The 19,436-nt window shown below is 69.8% G+C and carries 18 protein-coding genes and 1 tRNA gene; 13 read left to right on the forward strand and 6 right to left on the reverse strand.

Annotated features, from left to right (window positions below; genetic code table 11):
* Positions 1-17 precede the first annotated feature (17 nt).
* Entirely contained in the window at positions 18-884 is an 867-nt protein-coding gene (locus tag BJ981_RS19195) for a DMT family transporter (RefSeq protein WP_239139235.1), read from the forward strand.
* Here the strand turns inward: BJ981_RS19195 and BJ981_RS19200 are convergent.
* Positions 859-2,004 (reverse strand): FAD-dependent monooxygenase, encoded by a 1,146-nt coding sequence (locus BJ981_RS19200; RefSeq protein WP_184612688.1) that lies wholly within the window; start codon positions 2,002-2,004, stop codon positions 859-861. The genes BJ981_RS19195 and BJ981_RS19200 overlap by 26 nt on opposite strands.
* A 70-nt stretch (positions 2,005-2,074) precedes the next feature.
* On the opposite strand from BJ981_RS19200, the gene BJ981_RS19205 reads away from it, so the two are divergent.
* The 3 genes from BJ981_RS19205 (at position 2,075) to BJ981_RS19215 (ending at position 4,969) form a co-directional block, all read left to right on the forward strand.
* Complete coding sequence (locus BJ981_RS19205) at positions 2,075-2,710, forward strand: TetR/AcrR family transcriptional regulator (RefSeq protein ID WP_184612689.1); 636 nt, start codon at positions 2,075-2,077, stop codon at positions 2,708-2,710.
* 61 nt (positions 2,711-2,771) lie between these two features.
* Entirely contained in the window at positions 2,772-3,758 is a 987-nt protein-coding gene (locus BJ981_RS19210) for a phosphotransferase family protein (RefSeq protein ID WP_184612690.1), read from the forward strand.
* Positions 3,758-4,969 (forward strand): acyl-CoA dehydrogenase family protein, encoded by a 1,212-nt coding sequence (locus tag BJ981_RS19215; RefSeq protein ID WP_184612691.1) that lies wholly within the window; start codon positions 3,758-3,760, stop codon positions 4,967-4,969. Before BJ981_RS19210 ends, BJ981_RS19215 begins: the two co-directional genes overlap by 1 nt.
* A gap of 24 nt (positions 4,970-4,993) precedes the next feature.
* Here the strand turns inward: BJ981_RS19215 and BJ981_RS19220 are convergent, their stop codons facing one another.
* A complete protein-coding gene (locus tag BJ981_RS19220) occupies positions 4,994-5,647 on the reverse strand; it encodes a TetR/AcrR family transcriptional regulator (RefSeq protein WP_184612692.1) in 654 nt (217 codons plus the stop codon).
* A gap of 225 nt (positions 5,648-5,872) precedes the next feature.
* Here BJ981_RS19220 and BJ981_RS19225 point away from each other — a divergent pair, with 225 nt between their 5' ends.
* Positions 5,873-6,637 (forward strand): nuclease-related domain-containing protein, encoded by a 765-nt coding sequence (locus tag BJ981_RS19225; RefSeq protein WP_184612693.1) that lies wholly within the window; start codon positions 5,873-5,875, stop codon positions 6,635-6,637.
* Positions 6,638-6,797: 160 nt separating this feature from the next.
* Positions 6,798-7,889: a pyruvate dehydrogenase (acetyl-transferring) E1 component subunit alpha gene (gene pdhA / locus BJ981_RS19230; protein WP_184612694.1), complete on the forward strand. Its 1,092-nt coding sequence runs from the start codon at positions 6,798-6,800 to the stop codon at positions 7,887-7,889.
* Positions 7,890-8,016: 127 nt separating this feature from the next.
* Here the strand turns inward: pdhA and BJ981_RS19235 are convergent, their stop codons facing one another.
* Positions 8,017-8,592, reverse strand: a complete 576-nt coding sequence (locus BJ981_RS19235) for a TetR/AcrR family transcriptional regulator (protein WP_184612695.1) — start codon at positions 8,590-8,592, stop codon at positions 8,017-8,019.
* Positions 8,593-8,719: 127 nt separating this feature from the next.
* Here BJ981_RS19235 and BJ981_RS19240 point away from each other — a divergent pair, with 127 nt between their 5' ends.
* Complete coding sequence (locus tag BJ981_RS19240; RefSeq protein ID WP_184612696.1) at positions 8,720-10,159, forward strand: DHA2 family efflux MFS transporter permease subunit; 1,440 nt, start codon at positions 8,720-8,722, stop codon at positions 10,157-10,159.
* Positions 10,160-10,263: 104 nt separating this feature from the next.
* Positions 10,264-10,340, forward strand: a tRNA-Lys gene (locus BJ981_RS19245).
* A gap of 181 nt (positions 10,341-10,521) precedes the next feature.
* On the opposite strand, the gene BJ981_RS19250 is transcribed toward BJ981_RS19245, so the two are convergent.
* Genes BJ981_RS19250 through BJ981_RS19260 form a run of 3 tightly spaced genes read right to left on the reverse strand, consistent with a single transcriptional unit; the run spans position 10,522 to position 13,679 of the window.
* Complete coding sequence (locus BJ981_RS19250) at positions 10,522-11,163, reverse strand: hypothetical protein (protein ID WP_184612697.1); 642 nt, start codon at positions 11,161-11,163, stop codon at positions 10,522-10,524.
* A 12-nt stretch (positions 11,164-11,175) separates the two neighbouring features.
* Positions 11,176-12,048, reverse strand: coding sequence for a 5'-methylthioadenosine/S-adenosylhomocysteine nucleosidase family protein (locus tag BJ981_RS19255; protein ID WP_184612698.1), 873 nt, complete (start codon positions 12,046-12,048; stop codon positions 11,176-11,178).
* On the reverse strand, positions 12,045-13,679 hold the full coding sequence (locus tag BJ981_RS19260) for an AbeC-like domain-containing protein (protein WP_184612699.1): 1,635 nt from the start codon (positions 13,677-13,679) through the stop codon (positions 12,045-12,047). The genes BJ981_RS19255 and BJ981_RS19260 overlap by 4 nt, the downstream gene beginning before the upstream one ends.
* Before the next feature lie 163 nt (positions 13,680-13,842).
* On the opposite strand from BJ981_RS19260, the gene BJ981_RS19265 reads away from it, so the two are divergent.
* The 5 genes from BJ981_RS19265 to BJ981_RS19285 all read left to right on the forward strand — a co-directional run bounded on the left by BJ981_RS19265 (position 13,843) and on the right by BJ981_RS19285 (position 19,431).
* Entirely contained in the window at positions 13,843-14,574 is a 732-nt protein-coding gene (locus BJ981_RS19265) for an NUDIX hydrolase (protein ID WP_184612700.1), read from the forward strand.
* A gap of 168 nt (positions 14,575-14,742) precedes the next feature.
* On the forward strand, positions 14,743-15,486 hold the full coding sequence (locus tag BJ981_RS19270; RefSeq protein ID WP_184612701.1) for a vWA domain-containing protein: 744 nt from the start codon (positions 14,743-14,745) through the stop codon (positions 15,484-15,486).
* A 23-nt stretch (positions 15,487-15,509) separates the two neighbouring features.
* Positions 15,510-16,457 (forward strand): protein phosphatase 2C domain-containing protein, encoded by a 948-nt coding sequence (locus tag BJ981_RS19275; protein WP_184612702.1) that lies wholly within the window; start codon positions 15,510-15,512, stop codon positions 16,455-16,457.
* The gene (locus BJ981_RS19280) at positions 16,454-17,950 is read left to right on the forward strand and encodes a protein kinase family protein (RefSeq protein WP_184612703.1); all 1,497 of its coding nucleotides are present in this window, start codon (positions 16,454-16,456) and stop codon (positions 17,948-17,950) included. The genes BJ981_RS19275 and BJ981_RS19280 overlap by 4 nt, the downstream gene beginning before the upstream one ends.
* Positions 17,947-19,431, forward strand: a complete 1,485-nt coding sequence (locus BJ981_RS19285) for a DUF4407 domain-containing protein (protein WP_184612704.1) — start codon at positions 17,947-17,949, stop codon at positions 19,429-19,431. Before BJ981_RS19280 ends, BJ981_RS19285 begins: the two co-directional genes overlap by 4 nt.
* Positions 19,432-19,436 lie beyond the last annotated feature (5 nt).

A 19,436-nucleotide genomic window follows, 5' to 3' on the forward strand; every position in this document is an offset into this window, starting at 1 on the left:
CCGTGATGTGGCTGGGCGTGTCGATCGCGCTGGTCGGCGCGCTCGGGTACGCCGGAGGCGCGGCGATTCAGCAGCACGAGGCGGTCCGCGGCGGCGCCACCTTCAAGCTGGTCAGGCGGCCGCGATGGTGGATCGGCGGCGCCATCGGCTTCGCCGGCGCCTCCCTGCACGCGCTGGCCCTGAGCTTCGCCCCGCTGGTGCTGGTCCAGCCGGTCAGCGTGACGACGCTGGTCTTCGCCGTCCCGCTCGCCGCGGTGCTGCACGGCAGGCGTCCGCACCGGGCGGAGATCCTCGGCTCGATCGCCGTGTCCGCGGGGCTCCTCGGCATCATGCTGCTCGTCCCGCAGAGCCATACCCGCCCCGAGCTGTCCACGCGCGGGGCGCTGTGGTTCCTGGCCTGCATCGGCGTCGTCGTGGCGCTGTGCGAGCTGTTCGCGCGGCGGGCGCGGGGCACGACCGCCAAGGCGCTGGTCACGGCGATCGGCGCCGGGGCCGTGACGGCGGCGGTGTCCACGTTCGTCCGGGTCGTCGGCGGCGGCCTCGACGGTGACCTCTCCCGCCTGTTCCACTGGTTCACGCTGGTGATCCCGGTGCTGCTCGTCATCGCCGTCATCCTGTTGCAGAAGTCGTACGCGGTCGGCCATTTCAGCGTCGCGTACGCGGGCGTGCAGGTGATCGACCCGGTCACGTCCGTGCTGGCGGGCGTGATCCTGCTCGGCGAGCCGGTGCCGACCGACCCGGCGAGCATCATCCCCGCGCTGATCTCCGCCGCGGTGCTGATCGGCGGCACGATCACGCTCGGGCGTTACAGCCCCGACCCCTCCACGCTCGCGTGTCACGTGGAGGCCCCCGTGCCCGTCACGACGCGGGCGGGCGCCAGGTGAACACGTCGTCGAACTGACGCAGGGACACGTCCCCGGCGAGGCGGCCGGCCAGCGTCATCACGGTGTCACGGGCGCGGACGGCGAGCGGGTTCGACCATTGGGTGAGACGGCAGAGCGTCCAGGACCTGCGCATGACGCCCGCCGTGCGGGCCCGCCGGGCCGCGGTGTAAGGCGCGAGATCCACGGGCGCCGCGCCCGGGGCGCCGGCGACGTGCGCGAGCACCACGGCGTCCTCGATCGCCTGGCAGGCGCCCTGGCCCATGTTCGGGGTCATGGCGTGCGCCGCGTCGCCGAGCAGCGCCACCCGGCCCGCGTGGAAGGCCGGGGGAGGCGAGGGCAGGGCGAAGATGTCGTGTTCGAGGATCTCGTTTTCCCGCGCCGCGGCCAGCAGCCGGGGGATCGGGTCGTGCCAGCCGGAGAACAGGGCGGTCAGCCGCCGCTTCCCGCCCGGCACGTCGGCCGCCCGGCCCGCCGGGGCCGTGGCGTAGCAGTACACCAGGCCGTCGGCCAGGGGCATGACGCCGAAGACCTGGCCGCGTCCCCACGTCTCGCTGCTCCGCAGGTCTGGTTCCGGGCTCGGCACGACGACGCGCCAGCTCGTCACGCCCGAGTGGACCGGGGCCGGGTGTGAGGGGAAGAGGGCGCGGCGGACCGCCGAGTTGATGCCGTCGGCGGCAACGATCAGGTCGGCGTCCAGGTCTCCCTGTCCGGTGACGACCCGGCCGGTGCCCGGGTCGGCGGTCTCGACGGACGTGCCGAGGCGCAGGGCGCCCGCGGGGAGCCTGCGCGCGAGCAGGTCCACGAGCGTGGCGCGCAGCAGCAGCACGGTGGGGTCGCCGAAGCGGGCCATCACGGCCTCGGCGCTGGTGCGGAGCAGCCATCGGCCGTCGGAGGCGCGCACCCCGGCCTGGCCCTGCATGGCGGCGAGCTCGCGCACCTTGTCGCCCGCGCCGATCGTGTCCAGCGCCTTGAGGGCGTTCGGCGCGACGGCGAGACCGGACCCGACGGGTTCCAGCGAGCCCGCCCGCTCGCAGATTGTGACGTCCCACCCCTTGAGGGACAGGGCCACGGCGGCGGTCAGGCCGCCGATCCCTCCGCCGATGACGACCGCGCGGGACATCGCCGCCTCCTTGACTACACCTGTAGTAACTACGGATGTAGTGATGCTACTACACCTGTAGTCTGGTGCCATGCGCAGGGAGGATGTCATCGCGGACGCGGCCATCACGTTGCTGGTCGAAAGGGGGATGCGCGGGCTCACCCACCGCGCGGTGGACGAGCAGGCCGGGCTGCCCCTCGGGTCCACCTCCAACCTGGCCCGCACCCGCGCGGCCCTGCTCGCGCTCACCCTCGCCCGCCTCACGGACCTGGAGGAACGCCAGTTCGCCCTGTTCCCGGCCGGGGAGACCCGGACGCCCGTCCCTCTGCCCGACGGCCCCGAGCGGCTCGCCGACCTGGCCGCCCACATCCTCCACGTCCAGCTCACCAAGGGCCGCCACACCACCGTGGCCCGCTACGAGCTGGCCCTGGAGGCCACCCGCCGCCCCGAGCTGCGCGAGGTGTACGACAAGGCGGGCGCCCGCTTCCGCGACCTGGCCACCGCCGTCCTCGCCGCCGCCGGCTCCCCGGACCCGGCACGCCACGGTCACCGCCTCGTCGCCTACGCCGAGGGCCTCCTCTTCGACGCGATCGCCGGCGCCGGCGTGACCCCCGACCTCGACGACCTCCGCACCGCGATGCGCGAAATCCTCCACGGCATGCTGAACTCCCGAAAGATCCCGCCAGAACAGCCCCAGCCCCCGCGCCCTCACGCCGCGACGCCGTGAGTACTGACAGCCATACCGGCTGGTCGGTACACTCCGAGCGTCGGATGAGTTAGGGAGCGCGATGCCCGCGAACATCGGGACGAGTCCGCCGGGGCTGGACCTCGGGCGGCTGCGGGAGCGTCTCGCGGCGCATGGACTGGCCGCGGGGACGCTCACGGCGGAGGTCATCCACGGCGGCAAGTCGAATCTGACCTACCTCGTGCGCGACGGCGACCGCGGCTACGTCGTGCGCAGGCCGCCGCTCGGGCACGTGCTCGCCACGGCGCACGACATGGGCCGCGAGTTCCGCGTGATGACGGCGCTGCGCGACACCGGCGTGCCGGTCCCGCGCACCTACCACCTCTGCGAGGACCCGGACGTCATCGGCGCCCCCTTCTACGTGATGGAGTACGTCGAGGGCGACCGTCCCCCGGCCACGCCCGCGCTCGACGCGGAGCTGGTGGCGGTCCTCGCCCGCCTGCACGAGGTGGATCCCGCGGCCGTAGGGCTGGACGGGTTCGGCCGTCCCGAGGGCTTCCTGGAGCGCCAGGTCCGCCGGTGGAAGCGCCAGCTCGACGCCTCCCGTGGACGTGACCTGCCGGGCATGGACGCCCTGCACGACCGGCTGGCCGGCACGGTGCCCGTCACGCAGCGCCACGCGATCGTGCACGGCGACTTCAAGCTCGGCAACACCATCATCGCCGCCGGCCGGGTCCGCGCCGTCCTGGACTGGGAGATGTCCACCCTGGGCGACCCTCTGACCGACCTCGCCCTGTTCCTGCTGTACGCCGAGTTCGAGGCCCTGGACATGGGGGAGGGGGCGCGGGCGGGGGAGCACATGCCCGGCGCCGAGCTGGCCCGCCGGTACGCGCGCGGCACCGGCCTGGACCTGTCCCGCCTCGGCTGGTACGTCGCCCTGGCCTGCTTCAAGCTGGCGGTGATCGCCGAGGGCATCCACGTCCGCCACGCGCGCGGCCTCACGGTCGGGGACGGCTTCGACGACATCGGCGGGCACGTCGCCCCGCTGGTGTCCCACGGACTGCGGGCGCTGGAGTCCCAGGAGGGCTGATGGATTTCGGGTTCGACGCCACCACCGAGGAGCTGCGCGCGCGGCTGACCGCCTTCATGGACGAGTGCGTGTACCCGGCGGAGGAGGAGTTCGAGCGGCAGGCCGCCGGCAGCGGCTGGAGCCCCCCGCCGCTGCTGGAGGACCTCAAGCACGAGGCCCGCCGGCGCGGCCTGTGGAACCTCTTCCTGCCCGGTGAGCACGGCGCGGGCCTGACGAACCTCCAGTACGCCCCGCTGGCCGAGATCATGGGCCGCAGCCCGCGCGTCGCCCCCGCCGCCACCAACTGCGCCGCCCCGGACACCGGCAACATGGAAGTGCTCGCGATGTTCGGCTCGGAGCGGCAGCGCGGGACATGGCTGGAGCCCCTGCTGAACGGCGAGATCCGCTCGGCGTTCGCGATGACCGAGCCGGACGTCGCCTCCTCCGACGCCACCAACATCGCCACCTCCATCGTCCGTGACGGCGACGCGTACGTGATCAACGGCCGCAAGTGGTTCGCCTCCGGCGCCATGAACCCGAACTGCGCGATCTTCATCGTCATGGGCAGGACCGCCCAGGACGGCCCGCCGCACCGCCGGCAGAGCATGGTGCTGGTGCCGCGCGACACCCCCGGCCTGACCGTCCGGCGCGGCATGCACGTGTTCGGGTACGCCGACGCCGACCACGGCGGGCACGCCGAGCTGCTGTTCGAGGACGTCCGCGTCCCGGCGGGGAACCTGATCGGCGAGGAGGGCGGCGGCTTCGCCATCGCCCAGGCCAGGCTCGGCCCCGGACGGATCCACCACTGCATGCGGCTCATCGGCATGGCCGAGCGCGCGGTCGAGCTGACGTGCGCGCGTGCCCTGCGGCGCACGACGTTCGGCACGCCGCTGGCCCGGCAGGGCGTCGTCCAGGACTGGATCGCCGAGGCGCGGGTCAGGATCGAGCAGCTGCGCCTGCTGGTGCTCAAGACGGCGTGGCTGATGGACACGGCCGGCAACCGCGGCGCGCACACCGAGATCCAGGCCATCAAGATCGCCACCCCGCGCGAGGTGGAGTGGATCCTCGACAAGGCCATCCAGGTGCACGGCGCCGGTGGCGTCAGCCAGGACTTCCCGCTGGCCGGGCTGTGGGCGGCGGCCCGTTCGCTGCGGCTGGCCGACGGGCCGGACGAGGTGCACAAGCGGTCGCTGGCCTACCGCGAGCTGAAGAAGCACATGCCCGCCGAGTGAGGTCCCCGGCCCGGCCGTCGCGGGTCAGGTCTCGGGGACGGGGCGCAGGGAGGCGAGCAGGAGGTCGGCGAAGTGGCGTCCGACGGCCACGCCCGGCAACGCCCCGTCCGCGTGGTACCACGAGCCCAGGTGGTGCACGGAGCCGAAGAAGAAGTCCACCACCAGGTCGGCGGGCACGTCGGCGCGGAAGACCCCCTCCCGCTGGCCCTCGGCCACCAGGTCGCGGAACCGCTCGTGGTAGCGGCGTCGCTCGGCCCGCACGGCCTTCCGCGTCTCGGGCGCGAGCTGGTGCATCGACCTGAAGAAGATCTTGGAGTCGTCGAGGTTCTCGACGGTGGTCGCCACGACGTCCACGGCCGCGTCGTACACGCGCCCGGCGACCGGGCCCGGCGCGTCGGCGAACCGGTCGAGCCGCTCGGTCTGCAGGCGCAGCACCCGGGCGTAGATCTCGCGCAGCAGGTCGTCCTTGGAGTCGAAGTAGTGGTACATCGCCCCCTTGGTGACCCCGGCCGCGGCCACGATCTCCTGCACCGAGGTGCTCTCGAAGCCCCTGTCGGCGAACAGGCGCGTCGCCGCGCCGAGCAGCCTGCCGCGCACGGGCTCGTCGCCGCCCGCCCTGCCCCGGGTCGTGCCGCCCGCCTCCTCGCCGGCGGCCCGCCGTCCCCCCTCGCGCGCCATTCCGCACGCCTCCCTGAACGTCCTGTCCCCCCAGCGTACTGAGTGGTCGGTTAACGGGCCGGGCCAAACGCGACACAGGGCCGCCCATAACACCCGAGGGCGTGATTCACGCACATTCGCGCTGTGTCGTCAGTGGGTTATTTGCGTAACCTTTGACGGTTGGAGCCCCTGGTTGGGTATCCACCAAACGTAATCCGTCTGAGCCCGAAATCGTGGGGGTTTCCGGTGCCTAATGGGTCCATCTACGTGCCGCCCGACGACAAGTTCAAGTGGGGTTCGCCATCGGTGATGTACGAACTCCGCTGGCGCGAGACCCGGTCCGAACGCCGTCGCAGGCGTCACATCATGGCCGGCGCGGGGTTCGTGCTCATCACCGCGCTGTCGTTCTACCGGTCCTTCCCGATGCCGTTCCTCATCGGGCTCCTCGGCGGCGGCGCGGTCTGGGTGGCCGACGCCTTCGTCTCCTGGCGGATGTTCGAGGCCACCGCGGTGTGGCGCGGCAAGCGCAGCGGCGCCACCCGCACCGGGCGGCTCCTGCGCCGCAAGCTCGGCTCGCACGGCTACCGCGTCCTGGACGGCCGTGCCGTGCCGGGCAAGGCGTCCATCGACCACCTGGTCATCGGGCCGGGCGGCGTGTGGATCCTCGACAACGAGGCGTGGCCGCCCGACACCGACATCGCCGCCTACGGAGGCAAGCTGTTCTTCGGCGAGAGGTCGGGCGGCTCGGTGGCCAAGCCCCTGGTGGAGGCGGCGGCGTCCATGGCCGAGGTCCTGTCCAAGGAGTCCGGCGTCCCCATCCAGATCACGCCGCTGCTCGTCGTGCACGGCGGACGCGTGGTGAACGGGGTGGTCAGCGCCGAAGGTCTCACGCTGTTCCGCCCGCGCAAGGCCGCCAAGTGGATCGTCGGGGACGCGCACGCCGAGCTCACCGAGGAGCAGGTCGAGGTGCTCGCCCGCACCGCCGCGCGCATCCTGCGCCGCATGCTCTGAGCACGAGTCGGGTGTCGACGCCGGGCACTCCGCCAGACCTGGCTATATTTGTGCCCGGCGATCACCGTCGCCGCCCTCCTCTCCCCGCCGTGCCTCGCTCGGTCACCCCCTGCGGCGACGCACACGCCGGGACCGATGAGTGAAAGGCAGGCACGCTCACATGGAGTCGACCACCCCGGGCACGCAGGCCACTTCCGACTACGTCCAGCTCCTGGCCCCCGACGGCACCCTCGGCGAGCATCCGGACTACCCGTTGGACCTGACCCCGGCCGAGATCACGTCCCTCTACCGCGATCTCGTCCTCGTCCGCCGCTTCGACCAGGAGGCCGTCGCCCTGCAACGCCAGGGCGAGCTCGGCCTGTGGGCCTCGTGTCTCGGCCAGGAGGCCGCGCAGATCGGGTCGGGGCGCGCCCTGACCGACGCCGACATGGCGTTCCCCACCTACCGTGAGCACGGCGTGGCCTGGTGCCGCGGCGTGGACCCGGTCGACCTGCTCGGCATGTTCCGCGGCGTCAACCACGGCGGCTGGGACCCGGCCGACCACAACTTCCACCTCTACACGATCGTCATCGGCAGCCAGACCCTCCACGGCGTCGGGTACGCCATGGGCGTCCAGCGCGACGAGGCCGAGGCCGCCGTCCTCGCCTACCTCGGCGACGGCGCCACCTCCCAGGGCGACGTGAACGAGGCGTTCGTCTGGGCGGGCGCGTTCAACGCGCCGGTAGTGTTCTTCTGCCAGAACAACCAGTGGGCGATCTCGGCGCCGATGGAACGGCAGTCGCGCATCCCCCTGCACCGCCGCGCGGACGGCTTCGGCTTCCCCGGGATCCGGGTGGACGGCAACGACGTGTTCGCCTGCCTCGCCGTCACGCGCAAGGCCCTGGCCGACGCGCGCTCCGGCGCCGGTCCCACGCTGATCGAGGCGTACACCTACCGCATGGGCGCGCACACCACCTCCGACGACCCGACGCGCTACCGCCTGCGCGAGGAGCTGGAGATCTGGAAGTCCCGCGACCCGATCGCGCGCGTGCGGGCCCACATCACCGCGGGCGGGCTGGCCGACGACCAGTTCTTCCGCGAGGTCGACGCCGAGGCCGACGAGCTCGGCAGGCACGTGCGCAAGCGCTGCCTGGAGATGCCCGACCCCGACCCGATGGCCATGTTCGAGCACGTCTACGTCGACCACAACCGCCTCGTCGAGGAGGAACGGCGCCAGTACGCCGCGTACCTGGAGAGCTTCGGCGACGAGTGAGCCGGCGGCCCGGCGCCGCCGCCCACCGCCGAGAATCGCACCGCCCGGAACCTTCCGGCGGTGCGATTCTCGTCTGACCGCCCGGCCGCCGGCCGCGCGGAGCGGATCATGGGGGAGAGGGCCGCGGTCAGCCGTCCACCGGGCGCAGCCCGTCGCGGAGCAGCGTGAGAATGCGGGCGGCCCGCCCGGGGTCGGCGTTCTCCGCCACCCAGCCGATCGCGGCGGCGGCCGCGAACAGGTCCTCGGGTTCCACGTCGGCGCGCACCTCGCCGGCCTCCTGGGCCCGGACGAGCAGTCGTGTGGCGGCGTCGACCATCGCGGCCGAGGTGGCGTGCAGCTCCGACTTCTCCGAGTGCAGCGCGGTCAGCACCGATCGGGGCAGCCCGCACCACGCGGACGAGCGCGCGGAGAACCGCTCCAGCCACGCGGCCAGCGCCTCGATCGGCGACTCGGCGTCGAGCGAGTCGTCCGCCGCCGCGCGCAGGCTTTCGAGGCCGTCGCGGAGCGCGGCCTCCAGCAGTGCCTCGCGGGTGGGGAAGTGCCGGTACAGCGTCCCGATGCCGACGCCGGCCCGGCGGGCGATCTCCCGCAGTGAGGCGTCGGTGCCCTCCTCGGCGAAGGCGGCCCTCGCCACCGCCAGCAGGGCCTCGCGGTTGCGGCGGGCGTCGGCCCGCAGCTCCTCTCCCGTTTCCTGTCCCGTCACGTGCCTTTCCCTTCCCCGCAGCGAACCGGAGCACTGCCCCCCTTGTTAACCGGAGCGGTGCTCTGTATATTTCCGGAGCGGTGCTCCGTATATCAAGGCGTTCTCCGTACAGAGAGAGATCCTCCTGATGACCGCAGAAACCGACCAGACCTCCCCGCCGGCGCCGGAGAGCATGAGCTTCTCACCCCGCCTGCGCGGAGTGATCGTGGTGACGACCCTCGGCGGGTTCCTCGCGCTTCTCGACTCGACGATCGTCAACGTGGCGTTGCGAAGCCTGTCGATCAGTATGCAGGCGCCCCTGGCCACGATCCAGTGGCTGGTCACCGCGTACCTCTTGGCCCTGGCGGCGGTCCTGCCCGCCTCGGGCTGGCTCGCCGGCCGGTTCGGCGCCAAGAACATCTACATTCTGGCCGTCACCCTCTTCACCGCCTCCTCGCTGGCGTGCGCGCTGTCCGGCACGGCCGGCCAGCTCATCGCCTTCCGCGCGGTCCAGGGCGCCGCGGCCGGCATCGCCGTGCCGGTCGCCCAGATGATCACCGTACGTGAGGCCGGGCCCAGGCTGATGGCCCGCGTGATGAGCGTCAGCGGCGTGCCCACGATCCTGGCCCCGATCATCGGCCCCACCATCGGCGGCCTGCTCCTGCGGCACGCCGGATGGCAGTGGATCTTCCTGATCAACATCCCCATCGGCCTGATCACGGTGGGGATGTCCTTCCGGCTGCTGCCCCGCGACGACCACGAGGAGGCCGGTCGCCTCGATGTCCTCGGGCTGCTCGTGATCGCCGCGGGCGGCGTCGCCGTCACCTACGGCCTGGCCCAGATCGGCCGCGCGGGACAGGTCGGCTCGTCGGTGGTGATCTGGACCGTGGTGGGCCTGGCCCTGGTGGCGCTCTTCGTCATCTACGCCCTGCGCGCCGCCAACCCCCTGGCCGACCTGCGCCTGTTCAAGAACCGGGTGTACGCCGCCGCGTCGGTCACCGGCCTGTGCCTGGGCGCGGCCGTGTACGGCGCGATCATCCTGATGCCGTTGTACTTCCAGATCGTCCGGCACGAGGACGCGGTCGCCACCGGCCTGCTGCTCATCCCGCAGGGCACCGGCGTCGCCGTCGCGCTCTGGTACGGCGCGCGACTGATCGACAGGCTGGGCAGCGGCCGCACGGCCCTGATCGGCGGCCTGATCAGCGTCGTGGCGACGATCCCCTTCGTGTTCATCGAGGCTGACACGTCCTACTGGTACCTCGGGGCCGCCATGGTCGTTCGCGGATTCGGCGTCGGCGCCATCGCGATCCCGGCCACCGCCGCGGTCTACCGGGCCGTCCCCCCGGCCTCGATCAAGGACGCCACGGTCCAGCTCAACGTCGTCCAGCGGATCGGCGGCTCGCTCAGCACCGCGTTGTTCGCCGTGGTGCTGCAGACCCGGCTGGACGCCGCGACCACCCCGGCCGGCCAGGCCGGCGCCTTCGGCGTCGCCTTCTGGTGGGTGCTCGGCATCGCCGTCGGCGCCACGGTCCCGACCCTGCTCCTCGTCTCCGCCGAACGCAGGGCGGCGCGGGCGGCGGCGCCCTGACCTCTGCTGGCACCGCCAAGCCGTCCCGGCGCCGTGCTCTCGTGCGCCCGGTAAGCGGTCGTACGGCGTGGCTCGCGAGGTGCGCTAGTCTTGTCCTGCTTCTGGCGCCGCTAGCTCAGTTGGTCAGAGCAGCTGACTCTTAATCAGCGGGTCCGGGGTTCGAGTCCCTGGCGGCGCACCATTGCCCTGGGCATTTTCCCCGCTATGGAAGATGCCTACAGTCGTTAATCGGCAACAATGACGGCGTGTCCGTCTGGCGCTCGACGTTGTCGTCAGTTGTCGTAAACGCAGCCATGGTGGCCAGTGTCGGGTTCTGAGTTTGGAGACCGTAAGTTTCGATCTCTTCACCATGGTCGGTGAGTTCAGACATGGCTCCAAGCTGTGGTGAAGAGATTAAGAGCATAGTCGTACATCAAGCCGGGGCGGGGTGCCAAAATGCAGGGAGAGTCACGACCGTGGGCCGCCCGACGGTAGAGAGTCAGAAAGGCGACGCGATCGGTGATCACCACTCGGTGCAGGTTGGGCAGGTTGTAGCGGCGCATTTCGATGTTGCCCCTGTCGGCGGCCACCTGGTTGATGTAACTGGCATTGATCTCGACCTGTTCGGCCAGCATTCCGCAGGAGAAACCCGGGTCGATGCGCCGGATCTCATCCTCACGCCACTCCAGCCACGATGCTGGGTGATGCTCGGTGTCTGGTAGGAGCACCTGAACGAAGTCTAGACGACGTCCTTCGTCCTCCCAGAGAGCGGCGAACCCGCCGCGGGTGAGTTCATTTCCTCGACCGGTGAGCACTCGTACCCAGCGGGCCTTGCTGAGCTCAGCAGCGAGATCCTCAGTGGCGACGCGCTGTCGTTGATATATCCGGCAGATCCCCAGGCCGGTGAACCGGGATAGAAGTAGGGTCGGCCAGGAGCGCATGCGAGGAGACAGTGCTATACCGCCCATTATGGCGATCATAGAGGCGACGAGCGAGCTGACCACTCCGATCACGAACTCTTCCATCGGAACTCCGAGTCATGTGTGACATGGAAGGTATGGTATTAGAGAGCGCAATACATCGGCGGCATGTTGAGCTGCGGTTTTCTGTATGGCGTCGTTCTTGTTTTCATCCGAGTGGTCGGAGACTCCGCGGATCACCACCCAACCATGAATCTGTGACGAGTTGCCGCGCTCGTGAAATGCCTGAGTCAGGCCGCCGGCTTCCATGTCGACCACAGAAATATTGTCGTTGTAGTGTTTGAGATATCTCCTGATCTCGGACTCGGCGTCTGCGATAACGGCATCGCCGGTTCCGATGATGCAAGATAGGACGCGATACTCGTGATCTTCATATGTGAACCGTGCCGGTTCGCCATGCTCTACGAAGAAGCTATTAACGGCGTTTCCTATAATGGCAGGCGTCTCACGGTCCTCGCCTCGGCGCTGGACCTGACCAGCGGTTTCCTTTCGGAGGTCGTAGTAGACGGCTCGTGTTCCAATGGCGACATCGCCCGCTGAGATGTCCGGATAGAATCCGCCGCCGATGCCGACGAGTGCGATGACGGCTGGTCGGAAGGTCTCTCTGAGATTCTCGAAAGCTGCCATCGTTGATCGCTGGCCCTGGCCAAGCGCGCGGATCATCGCCACTCTGGTGACTACACCATGTAGGTTGGTTGTTCCATGCCAGAAGGGAACGCCGTTCAGAGATTGATGTCTGAGTCCGAGAGCGTCTACGACCGCCTTGGCCTCCGAACCTTTGATTGTTATCACGCCTACGTCCGCGCGTCGGCTGATCGTGGCCTCTAACGGATGTTGATGGAAGACTGTCGCGCCATCACCGATCGCGGCGCCGCTGATAGTCATATGGCCGCCCCGATTGATTATTCCGCTATTCTTGGACCAGGTCATGTGTGTCCTCCCCCTGATGTGCCACCGAAGGATTCAGGTAAGTCTATTCTCATCGCATTGGCTCCGACGGCGGAGTTGTTGACGTTCATCGACTCGCCGAAGTTCATGATCCCAGTGTTGATGATGTTGGTGGCACGCTCCTCGAACTCCGAAATGTCGACCTTGTGCTCCCGCAGGAAATCGGTAGCCGCCTTGAGTAGGCGGTCCTCGATGAGTTTCAAATGGTCTGAGATGAGCGTGCGGTCGAGTTGGGCCGACTCCCACGGCATTCGCTTCTCTTCCCGCACGCTGAGTTTCGCTCCTATCTTTACCCCACGCTTGGGGTATAGAACACGCGTTCGTCGTGCTCGGAAGGCTCCCAGTAGAACGGTGGGTAAGTGAATAAGGCGCCATGCCTGCATGACATCGATGGGGAATTCCGTTAGGGATCGAGCCGCAGATCGGAATATGGCGGCAATTCCCTTCTCGCCATACTCATCAAGGATGTGATATTCATCCGGCGTGCGCGTGAGCGCGCAAGCGGCGAAGTCGAGGCTGAGTGCCCGGCCCTTGACCGTCACTCGTAGAAAAACGGTTGTGACCGGCTCGCCTAATAGCGATGTTCGTATCTCCAGGAAGTGGTGGAATCGGTCGAATGGCTGGTCGATGATAGCGTCAATCTCGCATGTATCAGGCTGGTCATGCAGCCAGCGGCGCTCGGGGTCGACATCAGCCTCCGCTATATAGATACGGTCTGCTCTTCCGAAGTCGGGGAGACTGGTGGCGTCGCCCTGCCCGTCGAGCTTTTCCATCTCCTTCTTCAAATATGCGATCAGCTCATGCGCCTTGAAGGGGAGAGGATCAAATTCTCGGTCCGCTGTTCGGCCTTCACCTGCCTGCAACAAGTGAATGTTGAGTGGCGGGTTCCAGCGGTGGATGAGCCGTCCCGCTCCGACGAATGGCTTACGTGAGTCGTCCAGAGCCAGGATGTCACGGAAGTCATCCGGTTTCGGCTCCTCTTTGGGAGGCCTGCTGTAAATCACGAACGGATGGTGCTGCTGTTCGTCGATCGCCCGATAGCGGCGACTATATGGCGCGGGTAGCGGGCTCTTGGCCGTTCGGTGCAACGCGCTGCGTTGGGCGGCGCCCCAGCCGCACGCGACGAGGACGGTCAACATCCCCATGAGCCCTGCCTGCTGAAGCAACTGGGGAAGCGGGATGTGAGTCACGCCAGCGATGACGGCAACGGCGACGACCAGAACACCGCTACTGGTGCAGGCGAGCTTCAGCGCACGGAGACGCTGTGTCAGGTCCTCTGACTGGCTGTGCCAGCGGGCGCGTCCCAGGAAGCGGTCCGCGCGCTCCTGTGCCTTCAGCGGTATCGCGATCAGTGCGCTTTTGACCGCAACGGCAATAGACCAGCACAGTCCGAACAACGCCGTTACTGTGGCGGCCACCGCGGTCGCCCATACAAGACCTCCAACGAAGATCGCGACAATCGTCGTCCACTTCAGCGTCTCCAAGCGCCACGCTCGCCAGGCGTGCACGACGACCGGCACCAGGTCAAAGCCATAGGAGGGCGCGACCATGTGCTTGGAGTCGTTGTAGACGCGGCGGATGACCATCTCACGAAACTCGCGATCGAGATACACGCCGGCACAGAGATACCGCGTCGCCTTCGAGTCGGCTGCCCCCGTGCCGCTCTCGAGACGTACCGTGCGCGATCGGGCCATGAGCCCCTCCGGTCGTCGTTAAGGTAACTCTGACCATAAGTGGGGTCGCGACTTACAGTCAACCGGACCTTTAATGGAAGGCATGCAAACGACAGTCCGGCACCGTCCGCCCGCCTCTCTGACCGCAGCCGTCGATCTGGTGATCTTCACGGTGCGTGATGCTCAGCTTCAGGTTCTGCTGATCGAGCGCGGCAACACGCCTTACCAGGGGGAGGCGGCGTTGCCGGGCGGATTCGTCCGCGAGGGCGAGGCGCTGGACACGGCCGCGCAGCGGGAACTACAAGAAGAGACCGGAGTCGTCGGCAGCTCCCTACACCTGGAGCAACTGCATGCCTATGGCGATCCCGGTCGTGACCCCCGGGGTCGCATTATCACCATCGCCTACCTCGCACTCGGCCCCGATCTTCCCATACCCCAAGCCGGCACCGATGCGATCGCCGCCCACTGGACCCCGGTGTCCTCCATACTCGACGGGCAGGTTCCGCTCGCCTTCGACCATGAGGGGATCCTGCGTGACGGGCTGGAGCGGGCCAGATCCAAGCTGGAGCACACCACAATCGCGACCGCCTTCTGCAGGGAGCCCTTCACCATTGCTGACCTGCGCCAGATCTACGAGGCGGTGTGGGGCATCGCCCTCGATCCCAGCAACTTCCGCCGTAAGGTCATGAAGACCAGAGGCTTCGTCGTACCTATCGGGGAACGACGGCTCCCTGATGTCGGACGCCCTGCCGCCCTGTTTCGCCGAGGAGTCGCCGAGACACTCACCCCGCCGTTGACGAGATCGGGCGCGTCGACTTCTAGCCTGCCGAGTTGACAGCGACGTCCCAGCGACTCCATCGCCGCGAGGTCTGTGTGCGTTGGTTCTGTGTGCTCCGTCATTTGCGCACGGGCGCAAGGAGCGTAACTCGCCATGTTGTGCTACTCGTCGAACGAGAATGTCGGGCATCCAGTCCGGGTCGGGGGGCAGCGGAGAGGGCGCGAGATGAGTGTCGAGCGGGTCGCGGAGCGTGGTGGGGTCGAGCCGGGGCAGCTGGTCATGCCCTTCTACCTGGTCTGTGACGTGTCGTATTCCATGTCGTCGGACATGCGGGCGCTCAACGACGGTGTGGAGCGGCTGCGGCGGGCCATCATCACCCAGCCCGTCGTCGACGACGTCGCGCAGATCTCGATCATCACCTTCTCCGACAGCGCCAAGGTGCGCATGCCGCTCGCGCGGATGAGCGAGACCACCGTGCCCACGCTGTCGCCCGAGGGCGGCACCAACTACGGCGGCGCGTTCCGCGAGCTGGCGCGGGCCATCGAGCAGGACCGCAGGGACCTCAAGGCGCAGGGCTACAACATCTTCCGCCCGTGCGCGTTCTTCCTGAGCGACGGCGAACCCCTGGACAGGGACTGGCAGCAGAGCTTCGCCGGCGCCCTCACCTACGACAAGGCGACCGGCGCCGGCATGAAAGCGCACCCGATCTTCGTGCCGTTCGGGTTCAGGGACGCGCCCGAGGACGTCCTGCGGCGGCTCGCGTACCCGCCGCAACGGGGCAAGTGGTACCACTCGCGCGACACCGGCGTCGAACAGGCGCTCAACGGCATCCTGGAGATCATAATGAAGAGCATCATGTCGTCGGGCATGAGCGCGGGCACCGGCCGGCCGACCATGATGCTCCAGGCGCCGCCCGCCGGCTCCGGGATCGCCCACGGCGAGTCGGAGTACAACGAGGACTACATCTGACCGCCTGGAGGACCATCCACGCCATGAGCGACACCCGGTCCGCGCATCCGCGCGTCGGGGCCTCCCCGTTCTCCATCGGCGACCCGGGCCGCGCCGGGCTGGAGCTGCCGGCCGGACGGCCCGGCGCCCTCGTCGGGCAGTCCGACATCGAGGTCAGCGCCGCCACCCTGCCCGGCGTCCTGATCCGCGCGGCCACGATCCGCGGCCTGCTGCACCGGGCCGGCGACGAGCCGCGCCAGGACGCGTTCGCGATCGCCCGGCACGAGACCGGCGCCGGCGCGTGGGCCGTCGCCGTGGTCTGCGACGGCGTCGGGGCGCTCGGCCGCTCCGACGAGGCCGCCACGCTCGCCGGCCGCCGCCTCGCCGAGCTCGGGGCGGCGGGCGTGCCGTGGCCGGAGGCGTTCGCCGTCGTCAACGAGGAACTGCACGCGTACGCCGAGCAGGTCCGTGCGGCGGGCGGCGGCGACGCCTCCCGTGACGGCATGGCGACCACGGCCGTGGCCCTGAGCGTCCACCGGGACGGGCCCGGCTGGGCCGGCGAGGTCGCCTGGGTGGGGGACTCCTCCCTGTGGCACCTGGACGCCGCCGGACGCTGGACCGACCTCACCGACACCAGGGAGCCCGGCCAGGAGGGCGACGAGGACGAGGGTCCTTTCCACTCGACGAAGGTCCGGCCGATGCCCTCGTCCGGCGGTTCGTGCGCCACGCGGGCCGTCCGGGTCTCCGGCGGCGCGCTGTTCGTCATGTCCGACGGCATCGCCAACCCGCTGGACTGGTGCGAGGACGTGCGCGAGACGCTGGCGAAGTGGTGGGCGCGGCCACCCGACCCCTTCACCTTCGCCGCGCAGGCGGCCTTCGCCCGCAAGACGCACGTGGACGACCGCACGGTCGTGGCGCTCTGGCCCGATGACGACGATGACCAGGGTGACGACGAGGGCCACGCCGGCGGCGGCCCGGAGACGGCGGGATGAGCGTGCGCGAGGCCGATCTCGGCTCACTCACCTACATCGCGGAAGGCGCGTTCGCCAAGGTCTACAAGGTCGAGGGCTACACCATGCCCGGCGATCGGGCGCCGCTCGCCTACAAGCGGTTCACCCAGGCGTACGACCAGCAGGCCAGGTCGGCGGCCGCGACGGTCGCCTTCCGCGACGGGCTGAGCTCCCGGGAGCGTGACGACCTCGACCGGTTCAGCACGTGGCCGAGGGCCCTGGTGGAGGACAGGCCCGGCAACGTGAGCGGCCTGCTGATGGCGCTCATCCCGCAGGAGCTGTTCTCGCGCTACCTGGACGAGAACGGCGCCCTCGGCTCCCGGCCGCTGCTCATGGAGTACCTCATCTCGACCGCCGAGCAGCGCGCGCTGGCCCAGGTGGACCTGGACGACGTGCCGCTGACCGAGCGCCTCATCCTGCTCGCCCAGCTCGTCTACGTCATCGCGCGCCTGCACAGGCACGGCTGGGTCTTCGGCGACCTCAGCTTCCGCAACGTCGCGTTCGGCGTGAACCCGCCCCGGCTCATGCTGCTGGACTGCGACGGCGCGGCGTCGCTCACCGACGACCGGCGCAGCCAGGCCTCCACCCCGTTCTGGCAGCCGCCGGAGTGCCCCCACGCCGGCGACCGGCAGGACGACGTCTCCGACGTCTACAAGCTCGGGCTGGCGATCCTGCGCTGCCTGACCCCGGGCAAGGGGGCGGCCACGACCACCTCGGTGGAACGTCTCGCAGGGGAACTCGACGACGAGGGCGCCGGCCTGCTGGCGCGCGCCCTCTCCCGCGACCGCGCCGTCCGCCCCGCGGCCAGGGAGCTGTACGCCTACCTCAAGCGCACGGTGACGCGCAGGACGGCGCCGCCCCGGGTCGTCCGCATGGAGCTGCTCACCCCGTACCGGGTGCGCGGGCAGGACGTGCGCGTCGAGTGGGAGGTCGAGGACGCCGACGAGCTGGAGGTGAGGGTGGGGCAGGCCGCGCCCGTCACGCTCGACCCGGCCGCGCATCCCGGCGGGTACGTCTTCCGGCCCGCCGAGTCCGGGCGGCTCGTCGTCGTGGCCCGTAACCGGTACGCCGAGGTCACCGTGGACCTCGGCGACCTCGAACTGTACGAGCTGCCGCCGTTCGACGCGAGCATGGCGAGACTGCCCCGCGTCCCGGCGCCGCGGCTCGAACCGTTCCGTCCGCCCGTCGCGGCGGCGGCCCTTCGCGGGCGTCCGCGGATCACGGTGGGCTCCGAGGTCGTCACGATGCCGTCCCTCGGCGTCTTCCGGTTCGTCGAGGGCCTGCGGCCCGTCGATCCGGTCCCGATGCCGCCGCACCCGCTGCGCGGCCTGATCGCCGCCGTGGGACGGGACCGGGCGTCGGCGTTGCAGGAGGCCGTCACCCGGCTGCACGGGACGGTCGCCGCCGGCGTCGCCCGGCGGTCGGCGGGCGGCACGGGAACCGGGCAGGGAACAGGGACGGGAGGTGGATCATGACGGTCGGCGGCCTCCTCGCCCGTCTCGGCGGCGCGGACCCGGAGATCCTCGAGAAGGCGCCCTCGGAACGGCCCAAGTTCGTCCAGATGGCGATCGTCCTGCTGACCACGGCGGGGCTCGCCGTCGTCTCCATGGCCTTCGCGCTGCACGACGGCCTCAAGGTGGACTGGGGCTGGTCGGTGGTCTTCGGCCTGCTCTGGGGCGCCGTGGTGCTGAACCTGGACCGGCTGCTCGTCCTCAGCATGGCCGACGTCCAGGGCAAGGGACGGCTCTTCCTGATGGCCGTGCCCCGGCTGCTCATGGCCGCCGTGCTCGGCGTCGTCATCTCCACGCCCCTGGTCCTGCGCGTCTTCGCCGGCAGCATCGAGGTGCAGATCGCCAGGAACCAGTTGGAGTCCTCGGCGCAGCTCGGCTCGCTCCAGGACAAGAGCGCCGAGAAGATCCGGCTCGACCAGGTGAGCAAGAAGATCGCCGCCGACCAGGCCGTCCTCGCGGGCGCGCTGCCGCAGGACTTCACGAGCCCGCGCCTGCAGGCGGCCCGTCAGGACGTGACCACCCTGGAGGCGAACCTGGAGACGGCCCAGCGCAAGCATCAGGAGAAGTACGAGGAGATGCAGTGCGAGCTCTACGGCGAGGGGCCGCGCTGCAAGGGCGCCTCCAGCCGTAAGGGGCGGGGGCCGCTGTGGCGGGAGAAGCAGAAGGCCGCCACGGACGCCGCGGCCGAGGTCGGTTCCGTGCAGAGGCGGCTGAGCACGGCGCGGAACGAGGCGAAGAAGGCGGAGGACGCCCTCGTCGGCGAGCGGTCGGCGGCGCTGAAGAAGGCCCAGGACGACGCCCGCCGGGACCTCACCGCGCAGCAGGCCGAGTACGGGCGGCTGTCCGCCGTGCTGCGGGAGCAGTCCGAGGACTCCACGTCCGCGAACCTCGCCGACGACAAGCTGCCCGCCCAGATCAAGGCGCTGTTCGACCTCGGCTCGCGGGACGACGCGCTCGGCTACGCGCACCTGGCGGTGTTCGCGCTGTTCTTCATGGTGGAGATGCTGCCCGTCACGGTGAAGGTCCTGCTCAAGCTCGGGGGCGAGTCGCCGTACGACCTGGTCGCCAAGTCCCGGGCGGACGAGCAGGTCGACGCGGAGCGGCTGCGCAGGAGCAACGACCGGCGCCGCGCGGAGAAGGCCTCGCGCGACGAGGTCACCGTGGAGGAAGGCAGGGCGCGCGTCATGCTCGCCCTCGAAGAGGACATGCGCACCCGCGAGGAGGCGCTCGGCAGGCAGGCCAACGAGCACGTCGCCGCCGAGATGGGCAAGATCCTCGACGTCGCCCTGCGGGAGTGGAGCGATCAGGTCAAGGCCAGGCTGGCCGAGGCCGTTCCCGGCGCCGGGGCCGGTCCGCAGTCCCCGCCTTCTGGGCTGAACGGGGCCAAGGTGGCCGGCACGCAGACCACGAACGTGACCGGCCTGCCCGACGACGACGATCTGTGAGGACG

Source organism: Sphaerisporangium krabiense, assembly GCF_014200435.1.
GTDB lineage: Bacteria > Actinomycetota > Actinomycetes > Streptosporangiales > Streptosporangiaceae > Sphaerisporangium > Sphaerisporangium krabiense.

What these genes read in the sequence shown, in the direction of transcription:
- BJ981_RS19265 (WP_184612700.1), top strand. Translation starts at nt 13,843, where the DNA reads ATGCAAACGACAGTCCGGCACCGTCCGCCCGCCTCTCTGACCGCAGCC.
- BJ981_RS19275 (WP_184612702.1), top strand. Translation starts at nt 15,510, where the DNA reads ATGAGCGACACCCGGTCCGCGCATCCGCGCGTCGGGGCCTCCCCGTTC.
- BJ981_RS19250 (WP_184612697.1), bottom strand. Translation starts at nt 11,163, where the DNA reads ATGGAAGAGTTCGTGATCGGAGTGGTCAGCTCGCTCGTCGCCTCTATG.
- BJ981_RS19210 (WP_184612690.1), top strand. Translation starts at nt 2,772, where the DNA reads ATGCCCGCGAACATCGGGACGAGTCCGCCGGGGCTGGACCTCGGGCGG.
- pdhA (WP_184612694.1), top strand. Translation starts at nt 6,798, where the DNA reads ATGGAGTCGACCACCCCGGGCACGCAGGCCACTTCCGACTACGTCCAG.
- BJ981_RS19205 (WP_184612689.1), top strand. Translation starts at nt 2,075, where the DNA reads ATGCGCAGGGAGGATGTCATCGCGGACGCGGCCATCACGTTGCTGGTC.
- BJ981_RS19255 (WP_184612698.1), bottom strand. Translation starts at nt 12,048, where the DNA reads ATGACCTGGTCCAAGAATAGCGGAATAATCAATCGGGGCGGCCATATG.
- BJ981_RS19240 (WP_184612696.1), top strand. Translation starts at nt 8,720, where the DNA reads ATGACCGCAGAAACCGACCAGACCTCCCCGCCGGCGCCGGAGAGCATG.
- BJ981_RS19200 (WP_184612688.1), bottom strand. Translation starts at nt 2,004, where the DNA reads ATGTCCCGCGCGGTCGTCATCGGCGGAGGGATCGGCGGCCTGACCGCC.
- BJ981_RS19280 (WP_184612703.1), top strand. Translation starts at nt 16,454, where the DNA reads ATGAGCGTGCGCGAGGCCGATCTCGGCTCACTCACCTACATCGCGGAA.
- BJ981_RS19220 (WP_184612692.1), bottom strand. Translation starts at nt 5,647, where the DNA reads ATGGCGCGCGAGGGGGGACGGCGGGCCGCCGGCGAGGAGGCGGGCGGC.
- BJ981_RS19270 (WP_184612701.1), top strand. Translation starts at nt 14,743, where the DNA reads ATGAGTGTCGAGCGGGTCGCGGAGCGTGGTGGGGTCGAGCCGGGGCAG.
- BJ981_RS19215 (WP_184612691.1), top strand. Translation starts at nt 3,758, where the DNA reads ATGGATTTCGGGTTCGACGCCACCACCGAGGAGCTGCGCGCGCGGCTG.
- BJ981_RS19285 (WP_184612704.1), top strand. Translation starts at nt 17,947, where the DNA reads ATGACGGTCGGCGGCCTCCTCGCCCGTCTCGGCGGCGCGGACCCGGAG.